Genomic DNA, 14,181 nt, shown 5'->3' with positions numbered 1-14,181 from the left:
GGGACAAGGACGAAGAACCGTCGGGGGATTTGTTGGTGTTCGACAAAAGTCTAGGACTGCTGATCTCCGTCGGCCAAGCGCCCCAGGATGAGGGCGATCCGCAGCGTGAACGCGGAGCGAACATCGGAGGGTGACCAACCGGTGACGTCGGTCACACGTCGAAGCCGGTAGCGCACGGTGTTCGGGTGGACGAAGAGCATCCGGGCCGCGCCTTCCAGGCTGCTCGCCTGCTCCAGATAGACACTGAGAGTTTCGAGCAGCGCGGAGCCCGCCTCCTCCAGCGGTCTGTAGATCTCCTCCACCAGCTGCTCGCGGGCCGAAGGGTCGGAGGCGATGGCGCGCTCCGGGAGGAGATCGTCCGCCAGGACCGGCCGGGGCGCGTCCTGCCAGGCCGAGCAGGCCTTGAGCCCGGCGGCGGCGGCCTGCGCGGACCGGGTCGCGGCGAGCAGATCGGGCACGACGGGCCCGGCGACGACGGGCCCGGCCGCGTACGGCCCGATCAGCGCCTTGGCGACGGCGAGCGGGTTGTCGTTGCCGCCGGCGATGACGACGAGCCGGTCGCCGAGCACGCCGGTGAGGACCTGGAGCTTGGCGTGCCGGGCGGCCCGCCGGATCGCCTCGACGGTCAGCTCGCTGTCGCCGTCGGGGGCGGTGCCGAGCACGACGCACACGTGGTCGGGCGAGTTCCAGCCGAGCGCGGCGGCCCGGGACACGGCCCCCTCGTCGGCCTCGCCCGAGAGCACCGCGTTGACGACGAGCGATTCGAGTCGGGCGTCCCAGGCGCCGCGGGCCTCGGCGGCCTGCGCGTACACCTGGGCGGTGGCGAAGGCGATCTCCCGGGCGTACACGAGGAGCGCCTCGCGCAGCACGGACTCGTCCCCGGGGGCGGCGACCTCCTCGATCGCCGACTCCATGACCTCGATGGTCGTCCGGACCATCTCCACGGTCTGCCGCAGGGTGATCGCGCGGGTCAGCTCGCGCGGCGCGGTGCCGAAGACGTCCGTGGAGATCGCCTGCGGGGTCTCGGGGTGCCGGAACCACTCGGTGAACGCGGCGATGCCGGCCTGGGCGACCAGACCGATCCACGACCGGTTCTCGGGCGGCATCGCGCGGTACCACGGCAGCGTCTCGTCCATGCGGGCGATGGCGCCGGCGGCGAGCCGCCCGGACGACTGTTCGAGGCGCTTCAGGGTCGCGGCGTGTGGATGGGAGGCGTTCACGGGTTCAGGCACGGGGACAAGACTGCCTTATCGGGACGCCGGCGTGCGGGGTCGGGGGCGTTTCCCCGGGCTACGGTACGTCCGTGATACGCATCCAGCGCGCCGGCGAGCGCTACCCCGGGGGCGACCCGGCGGCCGGGATCGAGACCCGGCACGCCCTGTCCTTCGGTCCGCGCTACGACCCCGACAACCTCCGCTTCGGCGCGCTCCTCGCCGTCAACGAGGAGCGCCTGGCGCCCGGGGCCGGCTTCGACGAGCACCCCCACTCGCACACCGAGATCGTGACGTGGGTGGTGGAGGGCGAGCTGACCCACCACGACTCGACCGGCCACGAGACCGTCGTCCGCCCCGGCGACCTCCAGCACCTCTCCTCCGCGGCCGGGGTCCGCCACGTCGAACGCAACGACGGCGACGTCCCCCTGACCTTCGTCCAGATGTGGCTGGCCCCGCTGGAGCCGGGCGGGGCCCCCTCGTACGAGGTGGTGCGCGGCCTCGGCGCCCCGTACGCCCTCCCGGCGGCGGACGCGCTCCTGCACGTCGAGCGCCTGACCGCGGGGGCCGGGACCGCGCTCCCGCCCGTCGACCACGTGTACGTGCACGTGGTGCGGGGCGCGGTGCGGCTCGACGGCGAGGAACTCGGCCCCGGCGACGCGGCCCGGATCACCGACGGCGGGGGACTCGAACTGACCGCCGTGACCGAGGCGGAGGTCCTGGTCTGGGAGATGCGGGACTGGCGCAAGGCCCTGGGCTGACCTCTCAGGCGAGGGCGCTCTTCGCCTTCCACGCCGACCAGGACAGGTTCCACGCCCCGTAGCCGTTGCCCTCCGCCACCGTGCCCTTCGTCTCGCGGCCCTTGATCTCGAAGGGGTCGCCCACGTTCACCGAGGCGTAGAACGAGGCCGCGTTCTCGTTGCTCATGCCGATGCAGCCCGAACTGTGGTTGGCCTTGCCGAAGTACGCCGCGTTCCACGGGGCCGCGTGCGCGTACATGCCCGACCACGTCAGCCGCATCGAGTAGTCGACGTCCTTGTCGTACGCGTCGCCGAGACCGACCGTCTCGGAGTTCATGTTGATGGTGCCCTCCTTCGCCATCAGCACGGCCGTCCCCCGCCAGGACCGCTTGTCGCCGCCGGGGGTGCCGCCGGAGACGGGGATGGTGCGAACGGTCCGCCCGTCCCGTACGAGGGCCAACTGGTGCGCGTCGAGGTCGACCTTCACGATCTGCGCCGTGCCGATGGTGAAGCCGGTGCGGTAGTCCCGTACGAACCAGCCGCCGCCCGAGTCCGTGCCGTCGAGGTCCGCCTGGAGGGTGACCTTCGTGCCCGGCTTCCAGTACTCCCGGGGCCGCCAGTCCGCCCTGTCCCGGCCCGAGTAGTCCTTGACCCAGCCCCAGGAACCCTCGGTGCCGTTCGAGGTGCTCACCTTGAGCTGCTTCTCCACGTCCGCCTTCTTCGTCACCGGCAGGTCGAAGACGATGGAGAGGGGCTGGGCGATGCCGACCGTGGTGTTCTTGCCGGGGGCCAGGGTCACCTTGTTGACCTTGTCGGGTTCCGGGGTGGCGAAGGACGACCGGCTGGTCGACTCCTTGCCGTCGGCCGTACGGGACGTCACCTCGACCGTGTAGGAGGTGCCCGGCGCCGCCTTCCGGTCCGAGGACCAGCTCGTACCGCCCGAGTCCGTACGGCCCTTCAGGACCCCGCCGTCGGCGTCGACGACCCGTACCGCCGCGAGCGTGCCGCCGGACGCGGTCACGGTCACCGGGCTGCCGGCCGTCTTCTTCACGACCGTCACCTTCGCCGGGGGCGCGGCCGAGGCGTGCGCCCCGGACGGGCCGCCGTCCGCCGCCTGGGCCGTGCAGGCGGTGAGGGACACGGTCAGCGCGACGGCCGCCAGGGCGGGACGGGATGTGCGTATCGGCAACGACGTGCGTATCGGCAGCACGGAAGACCTCCGCGTGGTGAGGGTTCGGGTGGGATGTCCTGGACTGTAGGACGCTTCCGAACCCCCGCGGGGCGCCGTACGCCTCTGTGACGAGGGCTGCGGCGGAACGGTCATCGTCCGGTCACAATCACCGCGCGCACCCGTCGCATTCGGCTGTGAGCCTGCTGTGCGCCCCACCACCGAGGGGCGGAACAAGGAGGCTCCCGTTGTGTCAGCGCTGCTCGTGACGGCCGCACCCACCGACCGCCGCTCCTCCGCGGGACCGGTCAGGCTCGGGCCCGTGACCCCCGAGGCGTACCGCGCGTTCCTCGGCTCCCGTTCCGGCGCGAACGGTCCCAGCTTCCTCCAACTCCCCTCCTGGGCCCAGGTGAAGGACGGCTGGAGCCACCAACTGGTGGGGTGGGGACGGGAAGGCGCCGCCCTCTCGGGCGTCGCGCTCGTCCTCCTGCGCCCCTTCCCCGGCACCCGCAAATACTTCGCCTACCTGCCCGAGGGGCCCGTCGCCGACTGGGCCGACCCGGACATGGACGGCTGGCTCGCCCCGCTCCTCGGCCATCTGCGCTCCCTGGGCGCCTTCGCCGTCCGCATGGGCCCCGGACCCGCCTACCGACGGTGGAACGCCGCCACCGTCAAGGCCGGTACGGGACCCGGCCGCCGGCTCTCCGACGTCCTCGCCGACGAGGTCGACCCGCTGGGCACCGCCGTCGCCGAACGGCTCCGCGCCCGCGGCTGGCGCAAGTGCGGCGGAGACTCCGAGGACGGGGCCGACGCCCAGCCCCGGCACGTCTTCCAGGTCCCGCTCACCGGCCGCAGCACCGACGACCTGTGGACCGGCCTCAACCAGGAGTGGCGGCGCAACGTCCGCAAGGCCCGGAAGTCCGGCGTCGAGGTCGTCGTCGGCTCCGCCGCCGACCTCCCCGAGTTCTACCGGCTGCTCCGCATCACCGAGGAACGCGACGGCTTCCGCCTCGGCCGCTCCCTCGCGTACTACGAGCGCCAGTACGCCGTCCTCAACGCCGAACAGCCGGGCCGCATGAAGCTCTACCTCGCCCGCCACGAGGGCGAGATCCTCGCCGCGCACACCATGGTCACCGTCGGCGACCGCGTCTGGTACCAGACCGGCGCCTCCGCCGACCACCGCCGCGACGTACGGCCCTCCAACGCCCTCCAGTGGCGCATGATGCTCGACGCCCACGCCCTCGGCGCCGCCGTCTACGACCTGCGCGGGGTACCCTCCACCCTCGATCCGGACGACCGCGCCCACGGGCTCCTGCGCTGGAAGCTCGGCACGGGCGGACAGGTCGTCGAGACGCTGGGGGAGTGGGAGACACCTATGCAGGGCACGACCAACGGGGCGCTGTACCGCGCCTTCCAGGCCTATATGGCCCGTCGATGACGACCGCCGCCACGCTCACCGCACCGACGGAACAGAAGAAACCTTCCGCCCTCCGCAGCGGCGCCCTCATGGCCGCCGGCTCGCTCGTCTCCCGCGCCACCGGCTTCGTACGGGCCTCCGTCGTCGCCGCCGCACTCGGCGCGGGCCTCGTCGCCGACGGGTACGCGGTCGGCAACTCCGTCCCCACCATCGTCTACATGCTGCTCCTCGGCGGCGCCCTCAACGCCGTCTTCGTCCCCGAACTGGTCAAGGCCGCAAAGGAACACGAGGACGGCGGAGTGGCCTACACGGACCGCCTGCTCACCCTCTGCGCGCTGGCCCTTGCGGTGTTGACGGCGGTCGCGGTGCTGGCCGCCCCCCTGATCGTCGACACGTACACCGACTACGTGGGCGGACAGCGGGACATGACGATCGCCTTCACGCGCGCGTGCCTGCCGCAGATCTTCTTCCTCGGACTCTTCACCCTGCTCGGACAGGTCCTCAACGCCCGGGGCCGGTTCGGCGCCATGATGTGGACCCCCGTCCTCAACAACGTGGTCGCCGTCACCGTCTTCGGCCTCTTCCTGGCCGTCAGCGACGGCGGGGAACTCACCCCCGGCGAGACCGCGCTCCTCGGCTGGGGCACCACGGCGGGCATCGCCGTCCAGGCCCTGGCCCTGCTGCCCTCGCTGCGCGCCGCCGGCTTCCGCTGGCGGCCCCGCTTCGACTGGCGCGGCAGCGGCCTCGCGGCCCCGCTGCGCTCGGCGGGCTGGCTGGTGCTGCTCGTCCTCACGAACCAGGGCGCGTACTGGGTGACGACGTGGCTCGCCACCTCGGCGGGCGCGGATCCGTCGGTGAGCGGCGGCGGCCTCGCCGCGTACAACAACGCGTACCTGCTGTGGACCGTCCCGCACGGCATCGTCACCGTCTCCCTCGTCACCGCGCTGCTGCCCCGGATGAGCGGCGCCGCGGCCGACGGCGACCTCGCGGGGGTCCGGAAGGACGTCTCGTACGCCCTGCGGACCAGCACGGCGGCGGTGGTCCCGGCGGCCTGCGCGCTCCTGGCCCTGGCCGTCCCGTTGATGACGGTGGTCTTCGGCTACGGGGCGACTTCGGGCGACGACGTGCGCGCGATGTCCTGGACGCTGATGGCGTTCGCGCCGGGCCTGGTCGCGCTGTCGGGGCAGTACGTGTGCACGCGCGCGTTCTACGCGCTGCGGGACACCCGGACCCCGTTCTTCCTGAACCTGGTCATCGCCGCCCTGAACGCGGGCCTGTCGTACGCCGCCTACCAGTCCCTCCCGACCCGGTGGGCGGTCACGGGCATGGCGGCGGCGTACTCGCTGGCGCTGTGGGCGGGCTGGTCGGTGACGGCGTACGCGCTGAGGCGCCGGCTGGGGGGCGGGTCGGGCGAGACCGTCCGCGCCCTGACGCGCCTCCTCGTCGCGGCGGTGCCGGCGGCGGGGTACGGCCTGTTCGCCGCGGACGGTTCCGCGGTGGCGGGGCCGGTGGTGGCGGGCCTGGCGGGAGCGGCGACGATCCTGACGGCCTTCGCGCTCCTGGCGGGCCCACTGCGCCTGACGGAGGTCCAGGCCCTCCTCGCCTCGGGCATGCGCCGCTTCCGCACTTGACGCCCACCCGCACGGGCCCGCACCTGTGTGGGCCCACGCCCGCTGCCGTGTGGGCCCGCGCCGTGCTGGGCGGTGCCCTTCGCCGCCCGCCGTGTGGGCAATCGTCCCGCTGGGGCGGGACGGGTGGGCACACGGGACGGCGCCCTCAGCGGCGCCTCCGCGTTCCGAGCCTGGACCCGCACCCCGGCGGCGCGGCTCGCACCCGGTGCGGGTTCAGGCGCGGAAGCCTCGGGCGCCGGCAGGGCGCGGGTCCGTTGTGCCCACCCGTTCCGCCCCGGCGGAACGATTGCCCACAACGGGGTGGGCGCCGGCCCACAACGGGGTGGGCGCCGCCCACAACGGGGTGGGCGCCGCCCACAACGGGCGAGGCGCAGGCCCACAACGGGGGGCGGGCGTCAGTCACGACGGGGTCCTGATCGGACCCCCCTATCGACCTTGGGATACTCCACACATGCCCCGCGTGCTCCTGATAGAAGACGACCCCTCCGTCCGCGAAGGCGTCGAGCTGGGCCTCCGCCGCCGCGGGCACGACGTCCGGACCGCCCCCACCGGCGAGGCGGGCCTCGCCGCGCTCGGCGAGTTCCGTCCCGACCTGCTCCTGCTCGACCTCATGCTGCCCGGCATGAACGGCGTTCAGGTCTGCCGCCGGGTCCGGGAGAGCAGCCAGCTGCCGATCATCATGCTCACCGCCCGCGGCGACGACTTCGACGTCGTCGTCGGCCTGGAGGCCGGGGCCGACGACTACATCGTCAAGCCCGCCCGTACGGAGGTCATCGAGGCCCGGATACGGGCGGTGCTGCGGCGCATCGAGGAGCCCGGCGCCGGCCGGTCCGCCGTCGAGTTCCACGGGGAGCTCGCCATCGACCGGGCGGGCCTGACCGTCGCGAAGGCGGGCGAGCGGGTCGCCCTCGCCCCCTCCGAGCTGAAGCTGCTGCTGCACCTCACGGCCGCCCCCGAGCAGGTCTTCAGCCGGCAGCAGTTGCTCGAACACGTCTGGGAGCACAGCTACCACGGGGACGCCCGGCTGGTGGACGCGTGTGTCCGCCGGCTGCGGAACAAGATCGAGGACACGCCGGGCGACCCCCGGTACATCCAGACCCTGCGGGGCTTCGGCTACCGCTTCGGCCCGCTGTGAAGGCCTGCGTGAGCCCGGAGCCGGGCACGGAGCCGGGCACGGATCAGCAGACACCGCGGCGAAGACGCCGCGCCCGCGCCCCCCGCCCGCGCCCCTTCGGCCTCCGTACCCGTCTCGTCCTCGCCTTCCTCCTCGTCGCGGCCGTCGGCTGCGGCACCACCGCCGCGCTCACCTACCGCGCCGCCCGCAACGCGATCCTGGAGCAGACCCAGGACACCGCCGTCTCCGCCCTGCGCGACCAGGTCGACCCGCTCAACATCAGCCTGCCCGTCAACCCCACCGACCTGCACGAGGTGGTCCTCAACATCGCCGGCCGGGGCAAGCCCCGCCCCTGGCGCGTCTACGCCGAGTACGGCACGGTCCGCGTCTCCTCGACCGACCGCCCCACCTCCTCCGTGATCACGCCCGAACTGCGGGCCCGCGCCCAGGCCCGGTCGGCCACCCCGCACGGCAGCTTCCAGCGGGTCGTGAAGAACGGCACGCCGTATCTGACGGTCGCCATCCCCGCCGTGTTCCGGACCCACCACGCCGAGGGGACGGCCCAGCCCACCGGCCTCGTCTTCTACGCGGTGATGGAGCTCGACGAGGAGGAGGCGAACATCGAGGCCATGGTGACCGCCGCCCGCGACGGCGCCCTCCCGGCCCTGGCCGTGGCCCTCATCCCCGCGCTCATCGCCTCACGCGGCGTGCTCCGCCCCGTACGGGAACTGCGGCACGCGGCGCACAGCATGGGCCGGGGCCGGCTCGACACCCGCATCCACGCGAAGGGCAGCGACGAACTCGCCGATCTCGCCCGTACGTTCAACGAGTCCGCCGCCGAGCTGGAACGTTCCGTCGCGGAGCTCCGCAACGCCGAGGCCCGCGCCCGCCGCTTCGCCTCCGACGTCTCGCACGAGCTGCGCACCCCGCTCGCCGGGATGCTCGCGGTCACCGAGGTCCTCGACGAGGACGCCGGGAGCCTCGACAGCGACACCGCCCGCGCCGTCCGGCTGATCAGCGCCGAGACCGGGAAGCTCGCCGTGCTCGTCGAGGACCTGATGGAGATCTCCCGCTTCGACGCGCGCGCCGCCGAGCTGCACACCGACGAGGTCGACGCCGCCGACTGCGTGCGCAAGACCCTCCAGCACCGGTACTGGACCGATCCGGCGCAGGTCGTCCCGTACCTTGAGGAGGGGATCAGGGCGCGGCTCGACCCGCGCCGTTTCGACGTGGTCGTCGCCAACCTCGTGGGCAACGCGCTGCGGCACGGGGCCGCGCCGGTGACGGTCAGGCTGTACGCGGAGGGGGACGAGCTGGTGACGGAGGTCGCCGACCGGGGGCCGGGCATCCATCCGGACGTGCTGCCGCACGTCTTCGACCGCTTCTACAAGGCGGACCGGGCCAGGACCCGTTCGGCGGGCAGCGGCCTGGGTCTGGCGATCACCCTGGAGAACGTCCGGCTGCACGGCGGCACCGTCCGGGCCGCCAACCACCCGGCGGGCGGCGCGGTGTTCACCGTACGGATGCCGCTGTGAGGCCCGTGAGGCGCGTGAAGTCCGTGAGGCGCCGGGCAGCTGCCGCCGCGGCCCTCCTCGCCGTGCTCTCGCTCGCCGCCTGCGGCATCCAGGAGAGCGACGTCGTCGAGGCGGGCGGCGCCGCGACCGTCATCGTCTACCCGCAGCCCGAGTTCCGGATGGTGCTCTACTTCCTCGGGCCGGACGGACAGCCGGTTCCGGTGGCCCGCGAGGTCGAGCCGCCGATCCCCGACCCGACGTTCGCCGCGGGCGGCATCGAGGCGTCCCAGGACCGGAAGGCCCATGGGTGGGCCTCCGGACAGGGGCAGGACACGCACGGCACCCCGGTCGCCACCGACAAGGTGCTCGCCGCGCTCCTTTCCGGCCCGTCCGGCGCCGACACCGCGGCCGGCCTGACCACGGGACTTCCGAGGTCCAAGAACGCGCCGCGCACGGAGCAGGTCGAGGGACTGACCCCGGAGGGCCGCCGACGCATCCGGCTCCGGCTGCCGTTCCCCGTCATGGGCCTGTCGGACGCGGCCGTCCAGCAGTTGGTGTGCACGACCGCGTACGCGGAGGACGGCGGGGGCAGGGTCGACGTGACCCTCATCAGCATCGACGGCACGCGCCCCGCGACCCGCTGCGAAACCTAGAGCCGGGAGCCGGGAGCTCGGAACCCAGAGCCCGGAACCCAGAGCCCGGAACCCAGAGCCCGGAACTCAGAACCCGGAACCTGGAGCCCGCGCAGGTCCCCGGGACCGTGCCCTCTCCTCAGCGCGCCCGCAGGTCCGCCAGCACCGCGTCCGTGAACGGCGGCCACGCCTCGACCGCCCACGCCCCGAAGGGCCGGTCGGTGAGGGCCACGCACGCCGCCCGCGCGTCCGGGTCGATCCACAGGAAGGTGCCGGACTGCCCGAAGTGCCCGAAGGTGCGCGGCGAGGAGCCCGCGCCCGTCCAGTGCGGGGACTTGCCGTCGCGGATCTCGAAGCCGAGCCCCCAGTCGTTCGGCTTCTGGTGCCCGTAGCCGGGCAGGATGCCGGTCAGGCCGGGGTACGTGACGGTCATCGCGTCCAGGACGGTCCGCGCGTCGAGCAGCCGCGGCGCCTGCACCTCGGCGGCGAACCGCACCAGGTCGTCCACGGTCGACACGCCGTCCTTCGCGGGCGAGCCCTCCAGGGTCGTCGACGTCATGCCGAGGGGTTCGAGGACCGCCTGGTGCAGATACTCGGCGAAGGGGATGTCGGTGGCCTTGGCGACGTGGTCGCCGAGGGCCTCGAAGCCGGTGTTGGAGTAGATCCGGCGGGTGCCGGGCGCGGCCATGACCCGGTTCTCGTCGAAGGCGAGCCCGGAGGTGTGGGCGAGGAGGTGGCGGACGGTCGAGCCCTCGGGCCCGGCCGGTTCGTCGAGGTCGATCGCCCCCTCCTCGTACGCGACGAGGACGGCGTACGCCGCGAGCGGCTTGGTGACGGAGGCGAGCGGGAAACGCCGCCCGGTGGGGCCGTGGGACCCGGCCAGGGTGCCGTCCGCGCGGACGACGGCGGCCGCCGCGGTGGGGACGGGCCAGTTCTCGATCGACGCCAGGCTCGGCACGCTGCTCTGCATGGGGCCGAGCCTACTTGCTTGGAGTGCACTCCAACGTTTTAGCGTGGGGTCATGAGCGTGATCGAGAGCACGACCGGGCTTGCCGGGAAGGACCGCTACACGATCAGTGAGGTGGCGGCCATCACCGGGCTCACCGCGCACACCCTGCGCTGGTACGAGCGGATCGGCCTGATGCCGCACGTCGACCGTTCGCACACCGGCCAGCGCCGCTTCACCGAGCGCGACCTGCACTGGCTGGCCTTCGTCGGCAAGCTGCGGCTGACCGGGATGCCGGTCGCCGACATGGTCAGGTACGCGGAGCTGGTGCGCGAGGGCGACCACACCCGGGACGAACGGCGGGAGCTCCTGGAGGCCACCCGGCGCGACGTCCTCGCCCGGATCACCGAGCTCCAGGACACGCTCGCCGTGCTCGACATCAAGATCGGCCATTACGGGACCGCAAGCGGAGGAACACCTTCATGACCAGCGTGACCAAGATCGACACCGTACGTCTCGGCGGCCAGGACGGACCGGAGATCGGCGTCCAGGGCTTCGGCGCCATGGGCATCAGCGAGTTCTACGGCGACACAGACGAGGCCGCCGCCCGCGACACCCTCGACGCGGCCCTGGAGGCCGGCGTCACCCTGATCGACACCGCCGACATCTACGGCAGCGGCGCCAACGAGGAGTTCCTCGCCCCGTTCCTCGCCGCCCACCGCGACGAGGTCACCCTCGCCACCAAGTTCGCCATAGAGCGCCGCGCCGACGACCCGACCTACCGGGGGGTCCGCAACGACCCGGCGTACATCAAGAAGGCCGCCGAGGACAGCCTGCGCCGCCTCGGCATCGAGACCATCGACCTCTACTACATGCACCGCCGCGACCCGGAGATCCCCTTCGCCGAGTCCGTCGGCGCGATGGCCGAGCTCGTCCAGGAGGGCAAGGTCCGCTTCCTGGGCCTGAGCGAGGTCACCGGGCCCGAGCTGCGCGAGGCCCACGCCGTGCACCCGATCACCGCCCTCCAGTCGGAGTGGTCGCTCTTCTCCCGGGACGTGGAGCGCAGCGCCGTCGGCGCCGCCGCCGAGCTCGGCGTGACCTTCGTGCCGTACTCGCCGCTCGGCCGGGGCTTCCTGACCGGCGCGTTCGCTGACGCCGGCAAGGACCTGTCGGGCGGCGACTTCCGCCAGTACCAGCCCCGCTTCACCGGGGAGAACGCCGAGCGGAACGCCGCCCTGCTCGACCCGGTCCGGAAGATCGCCGCCACCCACGGCGCGACCCCGGCCCAGATCGCCCTCGCCTGGGTGCAGCAGCGCGCCGCCGTGCACGGCCTGACGGTCGTCCCCATCCCGGGCACCCGCAAGCGCTCCCGCCTCCTGGAGAACGCGGCCGCCACCCGGATCACCCTCACCGCCGCCGAGCTCGCCGAACTCGAGCCGATCGCGGGCCTGGTGGCGGGCGACCGCTACCCGGACATGAGCTCCACGTCGGCGGCCCGGGAGGTCTGACATCTAGGCCAGTCCCAGGGCGAAGACCGCGAACCCCGCCGCCAGGACACCCGCCAGGGCGCGCCTGGCGGTGCCGGTCTTCGCCCACGGGGACTCGAAGACGCGCGCGTACCGGCCGATCAGGACCAGCAGGCCGGCGAAGACCGGCATCCAGGCGAGCCGGGCGAGGATCCAGCCGACCGAGTCCGGCGCGCCGACCAGGCCGGCGACCTCTCCCCCGTACGAGGCGGGGATCGCGGCGGTGAGCATCGCCGTCTGGTGCCAGCACAGGATCGTCATCGCGGACAGGTTGATCACGACGACCGGCGCCCACAGCGCGGGCCGCTTCAGGAACCGGCCGAGCCGGTCCCGGAGCAGGATCGCCGCACCGCTCTGCGCGGCGGCGAGGGCGAGGACGAGCAGCGACGGCGGGTGCGAGTTGGTGCGGGCCTCGCCGGGGACGCCGACCATCGACGCCGGGTAGCCGAAGACGAGGAGCAGGGCGGCGAAGAGCGCGGCGCCGCCGAGCAGCAGCCCCCACGCGTGGCGCCGGCCGACCCGGCCCTCGCCCCACGACACGCCGAGCTGATACGCGAACAGCCAGCCGGGCAGGATGTTCAGCAGGCTCAGCCAGGACGGCACGGCGTCGGCGCCCGGCCCGTACCGCAGGAAGTCGACGACGGCGACCGAGCCGAGCAGCGGCGCCGCGGCCCACACCCCGAGTCGGCGGGCCGCCCGCACGCACAGCGGGGTCAGCGCGGTGACCACCGTGTACACCCCGACGAACCAGAGCGGCTGGATCACCAGCGTGGACGCCGTCCGCAACGTGTCCACGGGCACCCCGAGACCGAAGTGCAGCAGGGGCAGCAGCGCCGCCCACACGGCGGTGACGCCGAGCACCGGCCGCCCGAGCCGGGCGAGCCGGCCACCGAGCCACGCGCGCGTGGAACCCGTGCGGCGCCGGTACGAAAGCACCGACGCGTACCCGCCGACCAGGAAGAAGATCCCCAGCATCTGCAGGACCCAGCTGACGGGCGCGAGACCGGCGAAGGCGCTCAGGGGGCTGGCGTTGTGGATCGCGCCGTCGGAGGAGAGCGTGAAGCCGCCGAGCAGCCAGTGCCCGGTCGGCACGGCGAGCAGCGCGAGGGCGCGGAGCCCGTCGATCGCCCGGTCGCGGTGGGCGGGGGTGGAGGACTCGATCTTCGCGACGAGCGTCTTCATCGGACGTCCCCCTCGGCGATGCGGGCGAAGGCGCGGAGCGAGGAGGTACCGGGCGCGAAGTAACCACCGTGGCCGGCGGCGTCCTCGGCCGCGATCCGGCGCGCCCCGAAGTCCGGATCGGTGGGATCGACGCCGTGCCCGAGCCCGGCGAACTCGACGTTCGGAACCCGGTCGATCCAGTCGGTGGGATCCTTCGCCGCCCAGACCCGGGCGGAGGTCCCGAGCTCGGAGACGTTCTCGGCGCGCATCCCGGGGGAGCCGAAGACGACCAGGTCCTTGGCCTTCAGCTGGTGGGCGGCGAGACCGCAGACGACGGAGCCGTAGCTGTGGCAGAACACGGACGGCTCGGCCGCGCCGACGGCGGTGAGCCCGTCCACGAACCGGGTCAGGCGCCCGGCCCCGGCCTCGGCGAGCCGGCCGGTGGCCGCGTCCAGGCCGACGCCGACGGGGGTGGTGTACCCGGCCCACGCGACGACCGCCGTACGCCCGCCGGTCGCCCGGCGCAGCTCGGCCGCCATGTCGGCGAGCGGCTTCACGTGGTCCGCGTCGACGTCGGAGCCGGGCACGATCACGGCCACGTGCTCGGCCCGCGCCAGGTCCCCGTAGACCAGGGCCACCAGCCCCCGCCCGCGCGGATCGTGGGCGAGAACCCGAGCCCCGCCGAACTCCCCGTGCACGGAACGGGCGTTGGCCTCGTACCGCAGCTCCAGGGGCGCCCCGTCGAGGTTCCCGACGACCGTCGGGTGCGTCCGGGCCAGCTCTCTCTGTCGTACGGGACTGAGCCCGGCGAAGAACCGCGCGACCTCGGCCGGCCCCATCCGCTCCGGGTCCGGCAGCCCCGCAGCCCGCCACGCCCCCGTCCCGGCCGGGGCCCCGGTCACGGCCTCCTGGGTGTTCCCGGACGCCCAGCCGGCGGTCCCGGCGATCACGCCGCCCACCACGGCCGCGGTGATCAGGGTCCTCGAAATGCGGCGCATCGGCCCGCCCTCCCTCGTTCTCGTCGCTGGCGAGAGGAAGGTAGGAAGACGGCGGGTGACGGCACGTCACACCGGGGAGCCAACTCCCGTTCGATACCGGGGTAGGGGGTGGAGGAGCAGCTG

The 14,181-nt window shown here is 73.5% G+C and carries 13 protein-coding genes; 8 read left to right on the top strand and 5 right to left on the bottom strand.

The window, feature by feature from the left end:
• Positions 1 to 50: 50 nt before the first annotated feature.
• On the bottom strand, positions 51 to 1,232 hold the full coding sequence (gene fasR / locus SVTN_RS11985; RefSeq protein ID WP_041129079.1) for a fatty acid biosynthesis transcriptional regulator FasR: 1,182 nt from the start codon (positions 1,230 to 1,232) through the stop codon (positions 51 to 53).
• Between the two features lie 71 nt (positions 1,233 to 1,303).
• On the opposite strand from fasR, the gene SVTN_RS11980 reads away from it, so the two are divergent.
• Complete coding sequence (locus SVTN_RS11980) at positions 1,304 to 1,972, top strand: pirin family protein (RefSeq protein ID WP_041129078.1); 669 nt, start codon at positions 1,304 to 1,306, stop codon at positions 1,970 to 1,972.
• A 4-nt stretch (positions 1,973 to 1,976) separates the two neighbouring features.
• Here the strand turns inward: SVTN_RS11980 and SVTN_RS11975 are convergent, their stop codons facing one another.
• The gene (locus tag SVTN_RS11975) at positions 1,977 to 3,161 is read right to left on the bottom strand and encodes a L,D-transpeptidase (protein WP_041129077.1); all 1,185 of its coding nucleotides are present in this window, start codon (positions 3,159 to 3,161) and stop codon (positions 1,977 to 1,979) included.
• 208 nt (positions 3,162 to 3,369) lie between these two features.
• Between SVTN_RS11975 and SVTN_RS11970 the strand changes: the two genes are divergently transcribed.
• The 5 genes from SVTN_RS11970 to SVTN_RS11950 all read left to right on the top strand — a co-directional run bounded on the left by SVTN_RS11970 (position 3,370) and on the right by SVTN_RS11950 (position 9,448).
• Positions 3,370 to 4,557: a lipid II:glycine glycyltransferase FemX gene (locus SVTN_RS11970; RefSeq protein ID WP_041129076.1), complete on the top strand. Its 1,188-nt coding sequence runs from the start codon at positions 3,370 to 3,372 to the stop codon at positions 4,555 to 4,557.
• Positions 4,554 to 6,167, top strand: coding sequence for a murein biosynthesis integral membrane protein MurJ (murJ, locus tag SVTN_RS11965; protein ID WP_041129075.1), 1,614 nt, complete (start codon positions 4,554 to 4,556; stop codon positions 6,165 to 6,167). The genes SVTN_RS11970 and murJ overlap by 4 nt, the downstream gene beginning before the upstream one ends.
• Before the next feature lie 451 nt (positions 6,168 to 6,618).
• The gene (locus tag SVTN_RS11960; protein ID WP_041129074.1) at positions 6,619 to 7,302 is read left to right on the top strand and encodes a response regulator transcription factor; all 684 of its coding nucleotides are present in this window, start codon (positions 6,619 to 6,621) and stop codon (positions 7,300 to 7,302) included.
• Positions 7,303 to 7,310: 8 nt separating this feature from the next.
• Positions 7,311 to 8,816 (top strand): sensor histidine kinase, encoded by a 1,506-nt coding sequence (locus SVTN_RS11955; RefSeq protein WP_245727513.1) that lies wholly within the window; start codon positions 7,311 to 7,313, stop codon positions 8,814 to 8,816.
• Between the two features lie 14 nt (positions 8,817 to 8,830).
• On the top strand, positions 8,831 to 9,448 hold the full coding sequence (locus SVTN_RS11950) for a hypothetical protein (RefSeq protein WP_078908312.1): 618 nt from the start codon (positions 8,831 to 8,833) through the stop codon (positions 9,446 to 9,448).
• 118 nt (positions 9,449 to 9,566) lie between these two features.
• On the opposite strand, the gene SVTN_RS11945 is transcribed toward SVTN_RS11950, so the two are convergent.
• Complete coding sequence (locus SVTN_RS11945; protein WP_041129073.1) at positions 9,567 to 10,397, bottom strand: serine hydrolase domain-containing protein; 831 nt, start codon at positions 10,395 to 10,397, stop codon at positions 9,567 to 9,569.
• A 51-nt stretch (positions 10,398 to 10,448) separates the two neighbouring features.
• Here SVTN_RS11945 and SVTN_RS11940 point away from each other — a divergent pair, with 51 nt between their 5' ends.
• Both SVTN_RS11940 and SVTN_RS11935 read left to right on the top strand, forming a co-directional pair.
• The gene (locus tag SVTN_RS11940) at positions 10,449 to 10,859 is read left to right on the top strand and encodes a MerR family transcriptional regulator (RefSeq protein ID WP_041129072.1); all 411 of its coding nucleotides are present in this window, start codon (positions 10,449 to 10,451) and stop codon (positions 10,857 to 10,859) included.
• The gene (locus SVTN_RS11935) at positions 10,856 to 11,881 is read left to right on the top strand and encodes an aldo/keto reductase (RefSeq protein ID WP_041129071.1); all 1,026 of its coding nucleotides are present in this window, start codon (positions 10,856 to 10,858) and stop codon (positions 11,879 to 11,881) included. Before SVTN_RS11940 ends, SVTN_RS11935 begins: the two co-directional genes overlap by 4 nt.
• 3 nt (positions 11,882 to 11,884) lie before the next feature.
• Here the strand turns inward: SVTN_RS11935 and SVTN_RS11930 are convergent, their stop codons facing one another.
• Together SVTN_RS11930 and SVTN_RS11925 are read right to left on the bottom strand one after the other, a co-directional pair.
• Positions 11,885 to 13,081, bottom strand: coding sequence for an acyltransferase family protein (locus SVTN_RS11930; protein ID WP_041129070.1), 1,197 nt, complete (start codon positions 13,079 to 13,081; stop codon positions 11,885 to 11,887).
• Entirely contained in the window at positions 13,078 to 14,058 is a 981-nt protein-coding gene (locus SVTN_RS11925; RefSeq protein ID WP_041129069.1) for an alpha/beta hydrolase, read from the bottom strand. The genes SVTN_RS11930 and SVTN_RS11925 overlap by 4 nt, the downstream gene beginning before the upstream one ends.
• Between the last annotated feature and the right edge of the window lie 123 nt (positions 14,059 to 14,181).

This window comes from Streptomyces vietnamensis (assembly GCF_000830005.1).
GTDB classification, from domain to species: domain Bacteria; phylum Actinomycetota; class Actinomycetes; order Streptomycetales; family Streptomycetaceae; genus Streptomyces; species Streptomyces vietnamensis.
Note: the sequence above shows the minus strand (reverse complement) of the source record. Positions and strands in the feature narration are given on the sequence as shown.